Origin of the sequence: Microcoleus sp. M2_D5, from assembly GCF_036701935.1 — a bacterium.
Taxonomy (GTDB): domain Bacteria; phylum Cyanobacteriota; class Cyanobacteriia; order Cyanobacteriales; family Microcoleaceae; genus Microcoleus.
In genome coordinates this window covers 82,250-95,395 of the sequence record NZ_JAUBRP010000018.1, presented here as the reverse complement: position 1 = coordinate 95,395, position 13,146 = coordinate 82,250, and the positions used below count along the sequence as shown (strand labels likewise).

Genomic DNA, 13,146 nt, shown 5'->3' with positions numbered 1-13,146 from the left:
AAAAATCAAAAATCAAAAATCAAAAATCAAAAATCAAAAATCAAAAATCAAAAATCAAAAATCAAAAATCAAAAATCAAAAATCTCCAATCAAAAATCAAAAATCAAAAATCAAAAATCTAAAATCTAAAATAAAATGTCCCTCCCTCGCCCTTGAGATCGTAAAAATCGGATTTCTGGCGCGCTTTCCCAAATAGGTTAAGATCGCTGCAAACCGATATTTATTCGCCAAAGGGTGAGAGAGGGTGCGATCGGGAGGACAAGTTTTAAATTAAATCAAGCCCGCCCAGCTTGTCCGACTTCAAAGAAGCTGTTTAGCCTTTCCAGTCTTTCTCAGATTGCGAGAGGACGTAGGTTGCTACATCGTCGATTTGTTCGGGCTTCAACTTGGCGCCGAAAGCAGGCATAGCATTTTTGCCCTTAGTTACCTGAGTGGTAATAGCTTCCAGAGAATTCATGCCGTACTTCTCAAGAGCTTCCTTTTTCAAGGTTTTCATAGCCATAACCACGTTGCCACCACCGATGTGACAAGCCGCACAGTTGGCGCTAAAGATTTTAGCTCCGTTAGCGGCATCTCCTGCCAAAGCAGGGCGGCCAAAGCCGACGGTAAAAATTGCGATCGCTAACAGGGCGATAGATAAGAGTCTTTTCAACGCAGTTCTCCTCTAATGGACACGCAAAGGGTGATTCTTTAGATATTTTACCTGTTAAAACAGGCGCGATCGCGCAGTCGTATCGCCTTCTTTCGAGTAATTTACCACTTTTTGGCAGTGGCAGTTCAACTCTCAAAATTCTCCACGCCCCAGCCCGGAGCTTTCTGAGCAGCCCGGATCACAAAAGCCGCTAAATTTTCAATCTCAGCCTGTGGCATCCAGCTTTCCGGCACTTGGCGACACCAAAAAGTCTCCTCAGTACCGTCATAAGTCATCGGTTCTCTCAGATACGCCACCAGACTATTGATGTTGTTGCGGGGAGGCGTTGCCCCCTTGAGGTCAGCCAAAGACAGAGATATCGTCGGATCGGGCAAATTAGCTCCTCCGACGTGACAATTCAGGCAATTTTGCTCGAACAATACCTTGCCCGCAGACAAATCAAACGCCGAAAACAAGCGAGTATTTCCCTGGGAGTCCAACTCCAGAGCCACAGGTTCGCTGGCTTGTAAATACCTATTCACGTAAGAATCGGCAGCAGCCAAAACAGGTTGAGGAGCCAACAGCACGAGTGGCAAAATAATTAACATCCCCAACAGAAAGCAGACAAAAGCACCACGACGCAGCATGAGGGACTACAACCTTTTGCGATAATCAATGAGCCGGAGGTAAATTTTAGATTTCAGATTTTAGAGCGAAAAACGACGAGCCAGGAATCCTTGCCGAACTTCAGCCCTCTCCCAATCCAAAATCCAAAATCCAAAATCTAAAATCTAAAATCGATTAGCGAGCGCCTTTGCCACCAGCCCACTGCTTGGAGACAATTTTTGGCTGCAACAGAATGTGACCGGCAATCGCGTACAAATCGTCATCCGAGAGATTTCTCATCTCAGCGAAAATATCCGCACTTTTCATGCTCGGATGCAGTTCCGAAATTTCCTCAAACCCGTCATAAGTGGTGGGATTTTTCATAAAGTCCACCAGCGACTCAATATTATTCCGGGGCGGGTTGGCCAAAGCCAGAGTTTCCGGGCTCAAATTCACGTTCGGGTCAGTTTTGGTCATGCCCGCAGCGTGACATTGAGCGCAAGCCGAATTGAACAGGCGTTTGCCTTGCTCAACTTGTTTGAGGCTCAGCACCACTGGAGTACCCTTGTCATTCAAAGGCAGAGTGCGAAGTTCAGGACTCAGTTCGATAGCCATCGCACTGCTGACAAATAACTGAAATGTCAAGAATACAGCGGTCAGAGCAATGAAATATCTTTTAAGCATGGTTCTCCTTAAAAAAATCCGGCAAATTATTGAACGCTAAGAGATCGTACCGGGCAAACAGATTTGTGTTCAAAATTCCCTGATTCTGCAACAACTGGCGAAAGTTTGTGCAGCCATACCTTTAAAGGTAGAGGAATTTTGCGATCTAATCTGCAACAAGTTTTGAGTCGCGCCTTTTTTCGAGAGTGGACATAATTGCCTTAACATCCTCCAAAGCCAAACGGGTTTGAGGGTGCTTGTAGGCAATTTCCAACTCATCGCACAAGCGGATCACCTCTTCAACAGGGACGTTGAAGTCCTCTGCTATTTCTGCGATGGACAGGTCTGCAAAACCCATAATTTTTAGGTCGCTGACAGGTCAAAATTGAGTTGACGGCTATTAACTGAAAGCCGGACAATTTTAGAAGGCGCTGTTAGCTTGTTCTGTTAGTTTGTTCTGAGATTTTGTTCGATCGCAAGCTAACTAACCGCTAACTGCGACTAGGCATTTTTGCCCAGCCTAACTTCAGGGCCAATCAACTTCCGATCAATATCATCCCACTGGTGGGTCGTTATTACCAATAGGACTTGCGCGGGCGGGGTTCAAAACCCGCTTTCTGCGTGAACGTCTCGTTACCCAACTCAAATATTTTTGGTAGAAGCCGGGTTTTGAGCAATTCCTCAGAAATTTCCCTCTGTACCCCCACTCACCAACAGACAATCCTCCGGCGCAGCAGCTTAGGGAGAAATTTTGAAAGCGTGAGTCTGCGGGGGCAAAGCGTGATTGTCGCTGCCATTGAGGGCGGGGAATTCCGAGTCTGCCAAGAAAGGCTGTGGCTGGTGGAGGCTGATGAGCTGACCGAGAGTTTTCTTTAATTGAGTCCGGGGTACAATCAAGTCTACAAAACCGTGGGCGAAGGAGTATTCGGAAGTTTGATAATTTTCCGGCAGCTTTTCCCGCAGAGTTTGCTCGATTACCCGACCGCCCGTAAAGGCCACAGTAGCTTTTGGCTCTGCAATTATAATGTCTCCCAGCATGGCAAAACTGGCGGTGACGCCGCCGGTGGTCGGGTGGGTCAAAATCGGGATGTAAAGCAGTCTCGCTTCCCGGTGGCGTTCTAGAGCCCCGGAAATTTTAGCCATTTGCATCAAGCTGAGCATTCCTTCTTGCATTCTTGCACCACCGGAAGCGCAGACAATGATTACGGACAAGCGTTCCCGCGTGGCGTGTTCGATGAGGCGAGTCAGCTTTTCTCCGACAACCGATCCCATGCTGCCGCCGATGAACTGAAATTCCATGACTCCGAGGGCGACGGGCAAATTTTCTAGTTTGCCGGTGCCTGTTTCTACGGCGTCTAGGTGGCCTGTTTTTTCTTGAAATTCTCGGAGTCGATCGCTATATTTTTTTCGATCGCGAAATTTCAGGGGATCGGTGGCGTGCAGCCCTTCGTTAAGGGGTACCCAGGTATTGGGATCGATCAACTGCTCGATGCGATCGTCACTGTAAACTCTGATATGATGCCCGCATTCCAAGCAAACCATTTGATTTGCTCGCAGGTCTTTGGTATAACTGAGGGCACCGCAAGCTTCGCATTTATTCCAAAGTCCGTCCGCAATTTCTCGTTCCGGTCGTTCTTGGGAGTTCGGTACTGATTTTCGTCGATTTGCAAACCAATCAAATAGAGACATTAAAACTTGGTAATTGGTAATTGGTAATTGGTAATTGGGAATTGGGAATTGGTAATTAGTAATTGTGAGTTGCTAGTTGTCAATTGCTAGTTGTTCAGTGACTAATGACTAATGACTAATGACTAATAACTAATCACCAGATTGTGGCTCATCTTCAACTGGACTGATGAGGAGCGATGCTGTTCGCTGGTGTTCTGGAAGAACCTGCAGGGCTGTAGCACTTCCAGCCCCCAAATAAGATGCTATGCCCAAGTCTACAATCCGGGCCGGGATTTCATGAGCAGCTAGGAGCTGCTGCATTAATTCCGCTTCCCAACGAAAGCTAGTTGTTGTAAGTGTAATCCAAGACACGGAACAATTTTACCAATTTTTGAGACAATATTATGTTCGATCGCGCCTGACTACCTGCGGATCAGAAACTAAAATTCGGGAAAAACAACTGCCAGTAAGTAGATAAGATGGCTTCCCCCCACAGAGCAGTAATTGCTGTACCGAGAGCCAAAAAGGGGCCGAAAGGCATGGGTTGACGCCGATCGAGCCAGCCGAGGGCGATCGCCCCGCCACCAACAAAAGCCCCGGCGACACAAGCAATAAATCCCGCTAGCAGCAAGTATTTCCACCCCAGCCAAGCTCCCATCAAGGCGGCCAATTTGGTATCTCCGGCGCCCATAGCATTCTGCCCCAGCCCGATCGTCCCGGCGAGTCCGATGGCGTCAAACAGCCACAACCCGACAACTGCTCCGGCGATCCCATCGAGTACCAGATAGTGTATCGAGTCGATCGGACTAAATGTCGGCCACCAACCTTTCGCCACTTGGAAAACCAATCCGAACACCAAACCCGATCGAGTTAAAGAATTAGGCAAAGTCATTGTATCGCAATCAATCAAAGACAAAGCCAACAGCCAGCTAAACAAAGCCCAAAAACCGAGAGTTTGCACTGTTACGCCAAACCGCCAAAAGATTAGCAAAAACAGCAAACCCGTAGCTGCTTCCACCAGCGGATAGCGGGCAGAAATCCGACTGCGGCAGTGATTGCAGCGTCCCCGCAGCCACAGCCAACCGAACACGGGTATATTTTCGTAATTTCTGAGTTGATTTAAACATTTGGGACAGCGAGAAGGAGGGTGTATCACCGACAAACCCGCAGGCAACCGATAGACTACCACATTTAGAAAGCTGCCAATAGCCGCTCCGACAATAAAGACGATCGCCGTGACAAGGCAATTAAAGATAATTTCCATTAAGTTGACTGTTGACTGTTGACTGTTAACTGTTGACAATCCAGCATCCAGGATACCCGCCACGCGATTCATCCGTCCAGAAATAAAAAACCTGTATCCGATAAAGGAACCCCCGAATTTATTCATGGGGTCAATCTTCAATTCTAAAATCTAAAATCTAAAATCGCGCAATCGATTGACTGTGGTTATTTATTAGTTGTTATATTGTGTTCGGTAAATTACCAATAAGGCTTGTAGTAGGGACTTTAGTCAAAAGTCAAATTCTGAGGACTAAAGTTCTCACTACAAACCTATTTTTTGACACTCGTTCGAGCAAACATAAATATTAGTTGTCAATGCCCCATGCCCCATGCCCCATGCCCCATGACCAATTAATACATTTGAGATTCAATTTCGTCAAAAGTAACAAAACGTTCACCGGGCAATAAAATCGGCTGCGAAGCAAAAATTACCTGGCCTCGATCGCTTCCTTGAGTGACAACTACACCCGCCGGACGCTGCATCTGCTCGGAATGCACTTTCAGATACATACCATAGGCCGATCGAGCAGCTCGGATCAAATCGGGAGCTAGCAAGCTGTGACGTGCGGAAGTTTCTCTCGTGGGTTCTGGGTTTGGTTGGTATGGAGTCACTGGAAACTTATCATAATGGTATAAAGTCGAGCTATTGGTGTTGCCTCTACATTGATCGAACTTACCCTATTTTTTAAGAATAAACTTAGGTGGAAATTATTAATAGATTAACCTACAATCCTCCCTTAGCTGCGATCGAACTGCGGCTGCGATCGCTCCTTTCGGCTCAACTGTACGCTGCTGCGTGGGTAGATCCGTCCCCCGCAACGCTAATGGGGGTTTTCGATCACCTGCGAACTCTGCGCTACATCCTCCACGACTACGTGCCCAGGCCCGTGTCCGAATCTGGGCCCAACCCGGGCGAGGTGCGCTACCAGTGGCAAACAGGCACCTTGCTGTTCACGGATTTGGCAGGGTTTACCTCGCTTTTGGAAGCGAACGCGACCCAGGGGCGCAAGGGCGCTGAAACGCTGCTGGGCGTGATTAACGACTATTTTGCCTCGATGATTGAAATTATCAGCAAATCGGGCGGGGATTTGCTGGAGTTTACCGGAGATGCGATGCTGGTGCAGTTTCCGTCCGGGGTTTACCAAGAGGATACAGCGAGGGCGGTGCGGGCGGGTTTGCGGATGCAGCGGGCGATGGCTGAATTTGCCAATATTGAAACGGCGCGGGGTGTTTTGTCTTTGAGGATGCGGGTGGGCATCCACTGCGGCCGCTACATTAGTGCTGACATCGGTACCCCCCTGCGGATGGCTCACGTACTGCTGGGGCATTCAGTCCAGCAAGCCAAGCAAGCTGAGGGTTCTGGGACTGTGGGGCGGGTGTGTGTGACTGAAACTGCTAGAGAGTCTTTGGGAGTGCAATTTCGTTTTGAACCGGGGAAGCAGGGTTATTTTTTGGTGGCGGACGATTTCACGGACGATCAACTCGGAGAGTATGATATCACTTTGACTCGGCGGCGGATGCCGAGTTCGGTATTGCTCGATCGCAGCGTTGCGGGCTTGGTAAAAGAAATCGGGGAAGCTGTGAATCGGCTGGAACCCCTTGCTAGTTATATTCCCAAAACTATCCTGAGACTGCTGGTGGAAAATGCAGACAGGCGCAAAATACCGCCGGATTTTCCTGAACCGACGGTGATGTTTGTCAACTTGATAGGTTTACCGGAGTCTGTAGAGAAAGCTTCGCCGGAGGAAGAAGTCAATCTGGTAGTTAGTTATTCAAGAGTTTTTGCGTCGATCGATGCTGTAGTCTCAGCTAAAGGGGGCGTGTTGCAAAAAGTAACGGCGCACTTAGACGGTTCGGATATGCTGATTTATTTTGGCGTGCCTGACGCTCACACCGATGACGCCTGCCGCGCAGCTAGTGCGGCGATTGCAATCCGAGATATCATTGCAGGTTTGCCTCCAGTAATTATCGCGGGTCAAGAAATCAAAGTAAGGTGTCAAATTGGGCTGTCCCGGGGGCCGGTGTTTGCTGCTGAGGTTGGGGAACCGCGAGGGCGCAGGGAGTTTAATATCCTCGGCGATACGGTGAATACGGCGGCTCGGTTGATGAGCAAGGCGGGGGAAAACCAAATTTTGATTGGTGAAAGGGTGTTTGAGTCGATCGAGCTAAACTTCATTTGCGAGGCTTTGGGAGCTGTTTCTCTGAAGGGGAAATCTGCTCAAACTCCGATTTTTGGTTTGCAAGGTGCAAAAGGGGAGAAGGGAAAAAGTAGCGTTTAAATAACTTTGCTGGGTAATAGTTATGCCGCCCTTTATGCTGATTCTAGATGACAAACTGGAATTTGTTCGGTTCTTTCAGGCAATCTCGCTCCAGTTGCGACAGCATGAACCGCATGAAGAATATCGGCTGAATAGTATCGATTGCCACAGTTATCACAAACACCGATAGTCACATTTTCAAGAATTACAAATCCATTTTTATGTTTGAATGCCTCGCGCTTGACAGTGCGGGGTTGAACAGTTCCTTCGCAATACTCACATCGGTATCGATACATAGGATTAGGCCTCAAGTTCAGTGACTTCATAAACCGTGATGATTAGATAACGTCCGTTACTAGCGAAACGTCCAACCACTCCAACAGGTGTTTGTCTATCCAGTGCAGTCCCCACTACTACATATTTTGTACCTCTGGGGTCGCCTTTTTCAACCCGGATAATCTGACCGTTGAGAATCGCCTCTTCCACATCCAAGATGGTCAACAAATCCTCCGCCATTTCTTCCATTGCGTGGGCTGACATATCGTACTGGCGGAGGCGGAATTTTTCTCTGATACGGTTAATATCGTTGGGAGGCACTGGCTGATTAATGTTATATCTAGGCAATGATACCAAACCCTACCATTTTATACCATTTATAAAAATTTTTGCTACAAAAGGAGTGTTGGGCGGAGTGAAACGGAGGGTTGTTTGCACGAACGAGAGTTTGTTAGGTGCAAAGCTGTAAGATTGTCCATATTTCTTTGGAGGTTTTTCATGGCGACGCACCCTACGACTACTTCGTCACTCGCATAGACTAAACTCCGATCGATACTTCACCGTTCCGCTGCAATCCTGCAAGGCTCCGCTTTCTAACTCCAACAGCATAAATGCTTCATCTGGCACATCGTATTCACATCCCAAGCTCTTTCTACTAGCAGGAATGAACCCAAAACGCGGATAGAAATCTGGATGACCGAGCACAACCACTGCCTGAAATCCCGATCGCCCGCACTCTTCTAAACCCTGCTGGATCAGCAGCGTTCCGATACCTTGCCGCTGGTATTCTGGAAGAACTGCGACTGGTGCCAACCCCAGAATCGACACATTTCTCGAACATTTTCCTTCGACAACAACCGGACTGAATAAAATGTGTCCGACAATGCGATCGGATTGTACGGCAACGAAGGAAAATGTAGATGCAATTCTCCGCAATCGATCGACTAAGTTAGCCTCATTTTCTCGCCCGAATGCCGCAATATTAATGTTGCGAACAGCTTCTATATCTTCTGGCTTTTCGGTACGGATATCCATAGCTTAAATTAAGTGTTGTGCCGCAGCTCTGGCAGACTAATTACTACAGAAACTGTTTCTATCTTGCGATCGCAATCTTCATCAAATTATAGCGCCCCTGAAGGCTTTTTCCTCTTTTTGAGTTGTATATTATTCTTGGCAATAAATTATACAACGACTTGCAGATCAATGCCAAATCGTCGCCAAGGTCGATCGCTTCCAATCTTCACGCCCGATACGAACCGCTTAACTCTCCTTATTGCGGTACAAGCTGACTGGAAGACAATCGCTTAATGCCCTCCATCGCTGTAGTTTCTCCGGCTTTGTCACCGCCCTCACGAGCAATTTTTAAAGCTTCCTCGTAGGATTCGAGAGCTTGAGCATTTTGACCTAGACTTTCATGAATTGCGCCCATATTGTTGAGCAAGCGTCCGATACTTGTCTTGTCGCCGATTGCTTCTAACATCGGTATTGCTTGCTGAAAATAGATCAGCGCTTGAGTATCTTTGCCGAGTTTGCGGGAGGTAAGTGCCATGTTGTTGAGGAGGCGGCCGACGCCAGCCCGGTCTCCGATTTCCCGGCGAATTGCTAAAGCTTGGTGGTAAAATTCCATCGCTCTATTAAAGTCGCCGATGTTGTAGTAGACGCCGCCCATATTATTGAGGGTACGGCCTAAATCGCGTTTATCGCCGGCAGCCGTGCGAATCGTCCGCGCTTGCTGGTAAAATTCGATCGCCTTGGCGTAATTGACCTGTTGTGCGTACACGGCCGCGATGTTGTGGAGGGATTCTCCAATTTCAATTTTGTCGTCGGTAGTTTTGGCAAGTTCCAAGGCTTCTTGGTGCAGTTTCATCGCTTCGGAAAAATTGTCCCCAATCCGGTTGACGAAACCGATGAGATTGAGAGTGCGCGCGATACGACGCCCTCCGCTGATTTCTCGGTGAATGACTAAAGCTTGCTGCAGAACTTCCAAAGCTTTGGGCCTCGAACCCATTTCGCCATAAACTTCCCCCATATTGTTGAGGGTTTCTCCGATTCCCGCTTGGTCGCCTAGTTGCTTGCGGATTGCCAAAACTTGCTCAAAAGTCTCGATTGCTTCTCGAAACAAACCCTCGCGGTGCTGTTTTACTCCTGTTTCAAAAAGTTGGTCTGCTTGCGTTTTGGGGTCAGTTGCTTGAGCGCGATCGCTCGCTTGGGTGCGCCTCGCATTTATAATTGGGGCATAAGCGCGGGCGTCTGAAATTGCCAGCAAGCTGAGTGCGGGCGATAAGACAATACTTATAGCTGCGAGATAGCTGAAGTGGTAAGAGCGGCACTGCACCGATCGAGTCCTCCAATAGCTAAGTGATAACTATTAAGATAGAGCTTTTTGGGGTGTTCCTGCCAAATTTTTTCTCAATCGCTAGCTTCCGATACCAGTTTCAAAAAAGAAGGCAACTGTATGCCCGTGCTTCAAACCCATACACAATCAGTTATTCCCAATTCTTCAATCCACAATCTAAAATCTAAAATCTAAAATCGCATGAGTGGGTTTTTGTCTTGCCAGACGGCCACAATCAGCGGCATATTGTTGAGAGCGGATATGAGAGCAAAGTTTTTGCTGGGTGGAAGCGATGCTTTTTGAGAACTTTGCAAGATAATGTCCTGTTGGTCAAGCGTGATCCAAGCAATTCCTGACAAAACTTGAATTTCTCGATGAGTTTGAGGCAATCTGTATACCTCCTTTTCCATCAGAATAATGCGATCTGGCGCTGCACATTCGGAAGATATTTGAAGCATAGCATCTCCTACTTGGTAATTGGTAATTGCTAAGGGGTAATTGCTAATAGAGGACTGTATTTCACTTTATTTCCACGCCACCCACACACTACTATTGGCAATAACGCCGATCGATCCAAGCGCGCATTTCATCATCCGTCGCCACGCAGGTAGAGCGACCTGTAGCTCGATCGCAACCGTGCCACCAAGTGTTACCATAGCGATCGCACGTCTGCCAAATTCTCAGTTCGTCCTCACCAGAAATGAGGTAGAGGAAAAACTGCCCTATTTTTTTTATAGCTAAAAAGAGAGATAGCCCTTTCCGTTTTTGGGATTGTTTGGCTCTATCGGAAATCAAAAAAAACATCATGATTCGGGGATTAATCCGACTGTTGTAAGTAGACATAGCCAACACCTTAAAGTGATGACTTTTACAAAAATTGCACCACTAAAATTACAAAAAAAGCTTGCGAGTGTAATAAATTCAACGCAAGTACAGCACAATATTGTTGTCGTGCAAGCCCTGTAAAAGTCTCTCTGTTACCTGATAAATTAACCTTAACTCTGCAGCAATTAACAATCAAAGCATTGCTTGCATAGGTTGTATGAATAAAATCGATATATCGAAGCCCTTGTGACAATTTGGGTACTACTGGCACAAACGCTATGAACGAAATCAATACGCGGCGGATGAAACTCTCTCAGATTCAAGCTTTGATAGCTGTAGCAGACTGTGAAAACTTTAGCGAGGCGGCTTTGCAATTGGAACTGTCCCAATCCGCCGTCAGCCACGCCATCGCCTCTTTAGAAACAGAATTGGGAGTGCAATTGTTCCACCGGGGGCGACACGGTGCTCAACTGACGCCAGTGGGGGAAAGGGTAGTGAGTCACGGGCGTCAAATAGCCCGCGCCTTAGAAAGGATGGTCAAAGAAGCGGATTTAGAAAAAGGCTTGCAGGGAGGCCAAGTACGGATAGTTACTTTTCGGAGTGTCGCAACTCATATCCTACCGGGTATGATTGCTAAATTTCGCAGTTGCTTTCCCAAAATTGCGGTCAGCATTACCGAAGTTTATTATACGCAAGCTGTGGAAGAGGCTTTGCGATCGGGCAAAGCAGACATCGGCTTTGTCTCTCTTCCCATCTCCGATGAATTTGAAACTAGAGAAATTTTGCGGGATAAATATGTTGTGTTGCTGCCGCCAACTGCCAAATTGTCAAGTGCGAAAATTACCTGGAAAGAATTAGCGGCTTATCCGTTGATTTTGCAGCCGGTCGAAAATTCTTGTTCTGTACCGCTGCGAAAATATTTGACAACTTCGGGGTTTCCCTTAAATATCGCTTACGAACTCAGCGAAGATTCAACTATTGTCAGTATGGTGATGCAAGGTTTGGGTACAGCAATTCTTCCCCGTTTGGCGGCGGAACCGATACCGTCTTCGGTGAAAGTTTGCAGTTTGCCTGCGGATTTTGAAAGGGTAATCGGGGTGGCTGTTTTGAGGGATGCGCTGTTGATTCCGGCAGTGTTTGCGTTTTTAGATTTAGTTAAAAGTGCCGCAGAGGTTGATAGTGAGGGCGATTTTCCGATTAATCCTTCATGAGAAACCTCAGTCAGTTGTGATTGGTTATTGGTTAGATGGGGATTTTGTTACCGCAGATATCGGCAGATGAACACAGATGAACGCGGATGGGATTGTATCTGCGTTTATCTGCGTTCATCTGCGGTTTAAAAAAATGGTCTAAAATAGTACGATCGCTGATTGCCTATTTCATGCGTTTTGCAACAAGACTAGAACTGTCGCCTTGGTGGAATTTGATTCGACCGTCTAGCGAGTTTTTATCCTTTAATTTGAGCCAACCGCTACCAAATGCAGGATCGTTCTCGTCATTACCGTCCCATGTAAACTCAAATCGCCCATCCTTTCCATCTTTTACGACTTCGCCGTCAATTTCACCTGATACTAAACCGAATTGAAATTCTCCTGAACCTGTTTCATCGATCTCGATATAGGCTTCAACTTCCATGTCCAAGTAATCACTATCCCACATTGCCATCTCTGCGATCCGCCATGTACCGCTATATTCCATTGCTTTCATCCTCCACTTGTGTTATTAATATTTGTCATCTCTCTCACCCAGTTGCGGAAATTCACCTCCGCTTCTACTTCATCTAGCTGCGCGGCTGCCAAGAATTCGTAGAGCTTTTCCTTGGGCACGATCGGAAAAGTGGGGCTGGCAGATACTTCCAAATACTCAGAGTTCTCTAGCTTATAAATTCGCCATTCTCTACCATTGTACCGCCAAAACTCCGGTACTCCCATACTGGCATAGAGAGCTGGCTTATCAATATCAGTATGGGTGATATCTATTTCTACGACTAAATCGGGTGGCGGATCTGTGGCTAAATCTACTGTACGACCGGCTACGAGGGGCTGATTTTGGATGTAATAGGCATTATCTGGTTCTGCACCGCGCTCTAAGTCCGATCGATCGAGGGTTGTTGAACCCATTGTTTTGATTTTTAAACCTAGCTCTACAGCCAAAATAATAATCAGTCGTTCGATTAAGCGTGCCGAAAATTCGTGTTCTTCTAAAGGCATGGTAATTTCTAAAATCCCCCGGTCGAATATCAATGTAGCCGCTCGGTTATCGCCTAAAATCTGTAGCAGTTGTTGATAACCCTGCCAAGTAATATTTCTCAACACTACTCGCTTTTCGCCTATGAGTAACGGTGGTGCGATCGGTGCAACAGAAATCATATGTTTGCTTCCAGATATGATATTTCTAAGATAACATAAGGAACAGGCATCTTGCCTGTTCCACAACACACAAATTATTATTGAACATTGAACAGGCAAGATGCCTGTTCCACAACTCACAAATTATTATTATTGAACGGGCAAGATGCCTGTTCCACAGCATACAAATTATTATTATTATTGAACAGGCAAGATGCCTGTTCCACAACTCACAAATTATTGATTGTGGAA

Annotated in this window: 19 protein-coding genes; 3 read left to right on the top strand and 16 right to left on the bottom strand. The window is 46.8% G+C overall.

The features are described from left to right. A partial coding sequence (locus QUA50_RS10590) for a hypothetical protein (RefSeq protein ID WP_333299492.1) occupies positions 1–196 on the top strand: 196 nt, incomplete at its 5' end. A 117-nt stretch (positions 197–313) separates the two neighbouring features. On the opposite strand, the gene petJ is transcribed toward QUA50_RS10590, so the two are convergent. The 8 genes from petJ to QUA50_RS10550 all read right to left on the bottom strand — a co-directional run bounded on the left by petJ (position 314) and on the right by QUA50_RS10550 (position 5,464). Continuing rightward, the gene (gene petJ, locus QUA50_RS10585; RefSeq protein WP_333265123.1) at positions 314–652 is read right to left on the bottom strand and encodes a cytochrome c6 PetJ; all 339 of its coding nucleotides are present in this window, start codon (positions 650–652) and stop codon (positions 314–316) included. Between the two features lie 125 nt (positions 653–777). Further along, the gene (gene psbV2, locus QUA50_RS10580) at positions 778–1,278 is read right to left on the bottom strand and encodes a photosystem II cytochrome PsbV2 (protein WP_333265124.1); all 501 of its coding nucleotides are present in this window, start codon (positions 1,276–1,278) and stop codon (positions 778–780) included. A 154-nt stretch (positions 1,279–1,432) separates the two neighbouring features. Beyond that, positions 1,433–1,921: a photosystem II cytochrome c-550 gene (gene psbV / locus QUA50_RS10575; protein WP_190663569.1), complete on the bottom strand. Its 489-nt coding sequence runs from the start codon at positions 1,919–1,921 to the stop codon at positions 1,433–1,435. A 145-nt stretch (positions 1,922–2,066) separates the two neighbouring features. Next, positions 2,067–2,258 (bottom strand): translation initiation factor IF-2, encoded by a 192-nt coding sequence (locus QUA50_RS10570; protein WP_333265125.1) that lies wholly within the window; start codon positions 2,256–2,258, stop codon positions 2,067–2,069. Positions 2,259–2,638: 380 nt separating this feature from the next. Further along, entirely contained in the window at positions 2,639–3,589 is a 951-nt protein-coding gene (accD, locus tag QUA50_RS10565) for an acetyl-CoA carboxylase, carboxyltransferase subunit beta (protein WP_333265126.1), read from the bottom strand. A gap of 129 nt (positions 3,590–3,718) precedes the next feature. After that, a complete protein-coding gene (locus QUA50_RS10560; protein ID WP_015178343.1) occupies positions 3,719–3,940 on the bottom strand; it encodes a hypothetical protein in 222 nt (73 codons plus the stop codon). A gap of 61 nt (positions 3,941–4,001) precedes the next feature. Next, positions 4,002–4,832: a prepilin peptidase gene (locus QUA50_RS10555; protein WP_333265154.1), complete on the bottom strand. Its 831-nt coding sequence runs from the start codon at positions 4,830–4,832 to the stop codon at positions 4,002–4,004. Between the two features lie 371 nt (positions 4,833–5,203). Beyond that, positions 5,204–5,464 (bottom strand): hypothetical protein, encoded by a 261-nt coding sequence (locus tag QUA50_RS10550; protein ID WP_333265127.1) that lies wholly within the window; start codon positions 5,462–5,464, stop codon positions 5,204–5,206. Between the two features lie 89 nt (positions 5,465–5,553). On the opposite strand from QUA50_RS10550, the gene QUA50_RS10545 reads away from it, so the two are divergent. Next, positions 5,554–7,131, top strand: a complete 1,578-nt coding sequence (locus tag QUA50_RS10545; RefSeq protein ID WP_333265128.1) for an adenylate/guanylate cyclase domain-containing protein — start codon at positions 5,554–5,556, stop codon at positions 7,129–7,131. Positions 7,132–7,163: 32 nt separating this feature from the next. Here the strand turns inward: QUA50_RS10545 and QUA50_RS10540 are convergent, their stop codons facing one another. The 6 genes from QUA50_RS10540 to QUA50_RS10515 all read right to left on the bottom strand — a co-directional run bounded on the left by QUA50_RS10540 (position 7,164) and on the right by QUA50_RS10515 (position 10,564). Further along, entirely contained in the window at positions 7,164–7,406 is a 243-nt protein-coding gene (locus tag QUA50_RS10540; protein ID WP_333151036.1) for a YgiT-type zinc finger protein, read from the bottom strand. A gap of 4 nt (positions 7,407–7,410) precedes the next feature. Continuing rightward, positions 7,411–7,734 (bottom strand): DUF4258 domain-containing protein, encoded by a 324-nt coding sequence (locus QUA50_RS10535; RefSeq protein WP_333265130.1) that lies wholly within the window; start codon positions 7,732–7,734, stop codon positions 7,411–7,413. Positions 7,735–7,911: 177 nt separating this feature from the next. Next, on the bottom strand, positions 7,912–8,421 hold the full coding sequence (locus tag QUA50_RS10530; protein WP_333265131.1) for an N-acetyltransferase: 510 nt from the start codon (positions 8,419–8,421) through the stop codon (positions 7,912–7,914). Between the two features lie 235 nt (positions 8,422–8,656). After that, positions 8,657–9,721, bottom strand: a complete 1,065-nt coding sequence (locus QUA50_RS10525) for a tetratricopeptide repeat protein (protein ID WP_333265132.1) — start codon at positions 9,719–9,721, stop codon at positions 8,657–8,659. Between the two features lie 191 nt (positions 9,722–9,912). Continuing rightward, positions 9,913–10,179 (bottom strand): hypothetical protein, encoded by a 267-nt coding sequence (locus tag QUA50_RS10520; protein ID WP_333265133.1) that lies wholly within the window; start codon positions 10,177–10,179, stop codon positions 9,913–9,915. 91 nt (positions 10,180–10,270) lie between these two features. After that, positions 10,271–10,564 carry a hypothetical protein gene (locus QUA50_RS10515; protein WP_333265134.1) on the bottom strand — a complete coding sequence of 98 codons (294 nt, stop codon included), beginning with the start codon at positions 10,562–10,564 and terminating at the stop codon, positions 10,271–10,273. A 260-nt stretch (positions 10,565–10,824) separates the two neighbouring features. On the opposite strand from QUA50_RS10515, the gene QUA50_RS10510 reads away from it, so the two are divergent. Next, positions 10,825–11,757, top strand: coding sequence for a LysR family transcriptional regulator (locus tag QUA50_RS10510; RefSeq protein ID WP_333265135.1), 933 nt, complete (start codon positions 10,825–10,827; stop codon positions 11,755–11,757). A gap of 163 nt (positions 11,758–11,920) precedes the next feature. On the opposite strand, the gene QUA50_RS10505 is transcribed toward QUA50_RS10510, so the two are convergent. Further along, positions 11,921–12,244: a hypothetical protein gene (locus tag QUA50_RS10505; protein WP_333298536.1), complete on the bottom strand. Its 324-nt coding sequence runs from the start codon at positions 12,242–12,244 to the stop codon at positions 11,921–11,923. Between the two features lie 5 nt (positions 12,245–12,249). Next, positions 12,250–12,915, bottom strand: a complete 666-nt coding sequence (locus QUA50_RS10500) for a Uma2 family endonuclease (protein WP_333265137.1) — start codon at positions 12,913–12,915, stop codon at positions 12,250–12,252. Positions 12,916–13,146 lie beyond the last annotated feature (231 nt).

Excerpts from the sequence above, each read along its gene's own strand:
- QUA50_RS10500 (WP_333265137.1), bottom strand. The coding sequence starts at position 12,915 with ATGATTTCTGTTGCACCGATCGCACCACCGTTACTCATAGGCGAAAAG.
- QUA50_RS10520 (WP_333265133.1), bottom strand. The coding sequence starts at position 10,179 with ATGCTTCAAATATCTTCCGAATGTGCAGCGCCAGATCGCATTATTCTG.
- QUA50_RS10530 (WP_333265131.1), bottom strand. The coding sequence starts at position 8,421 with ATGGATATCCGTACCGAAAAGCCAGAAGATATAGAAGCTGTTCGCAAC.
- accD (WP_333265126.1), bottom strand. The coding sequence starts at position 3,589 with ATGTCTCTATTTGATTGGTTTGCAAATCGACGAAAATCAGTACCGAAC.
- QUA50_RS10570 (WP_333265125.1), bottom strand. The coding sequence starts at position 2,258 with ATGGGTTTTGCAGACCTGTCCATCGCAGAAATAGCAGAGGACTTCAAC.
- QUA50_RS10515 (WP_333265134.1), bottom strand. The coding sequence starts at position 10,564 with ATGTCTACTTACAACAGTCGGATTAATCCCCGAATCATGATGTTTTTT.
- QUA50_RS10505 (WP_333298536.1), bottom strand. The coding sequence starts at position 12,244 with ATGGAATATAGCGGTACATGGCGGATCGCAGAGATGGCAATGTGGGAT.
- QUA50_RS10510 (WP_333265135.1), top strand. The coding sequence starts at position 10,825 with ATGAACGAAATCAATACGCGGCGGATGAAACTCTCTCAGATTCAAGCT.
- QUA50_RS10540 (WP_333151036.1), bottom strand. The coding sequence starts at position 7,406 with ATGTATCGATACCGATGTGAGTATTGCGAAGGAACTGTTCAACCCCGC.
- psbV (WP_190663569.1), bottom strand. The coding sequence starts at position 1,921 with ATGCTTAAAAGATATTTCATTGCTCTGACCGCTGTATTCTTGACATTT.
- QUA50_RS10555 (WP_333265154.1), bottom strand. The coding sequence starts at position 4,832 with ATGGAAATTATCTTTAATTGCCTTGTCACGGCGATCGTCTTTATTGTC.
- psbV2 (WP_333265124.1), bottom strand. The coding sequence starts at position 1,278 with ATGCTGCGTCGTGGTGCTTTTGTCTGCTTTCTGTTGGGGATGTTAATT.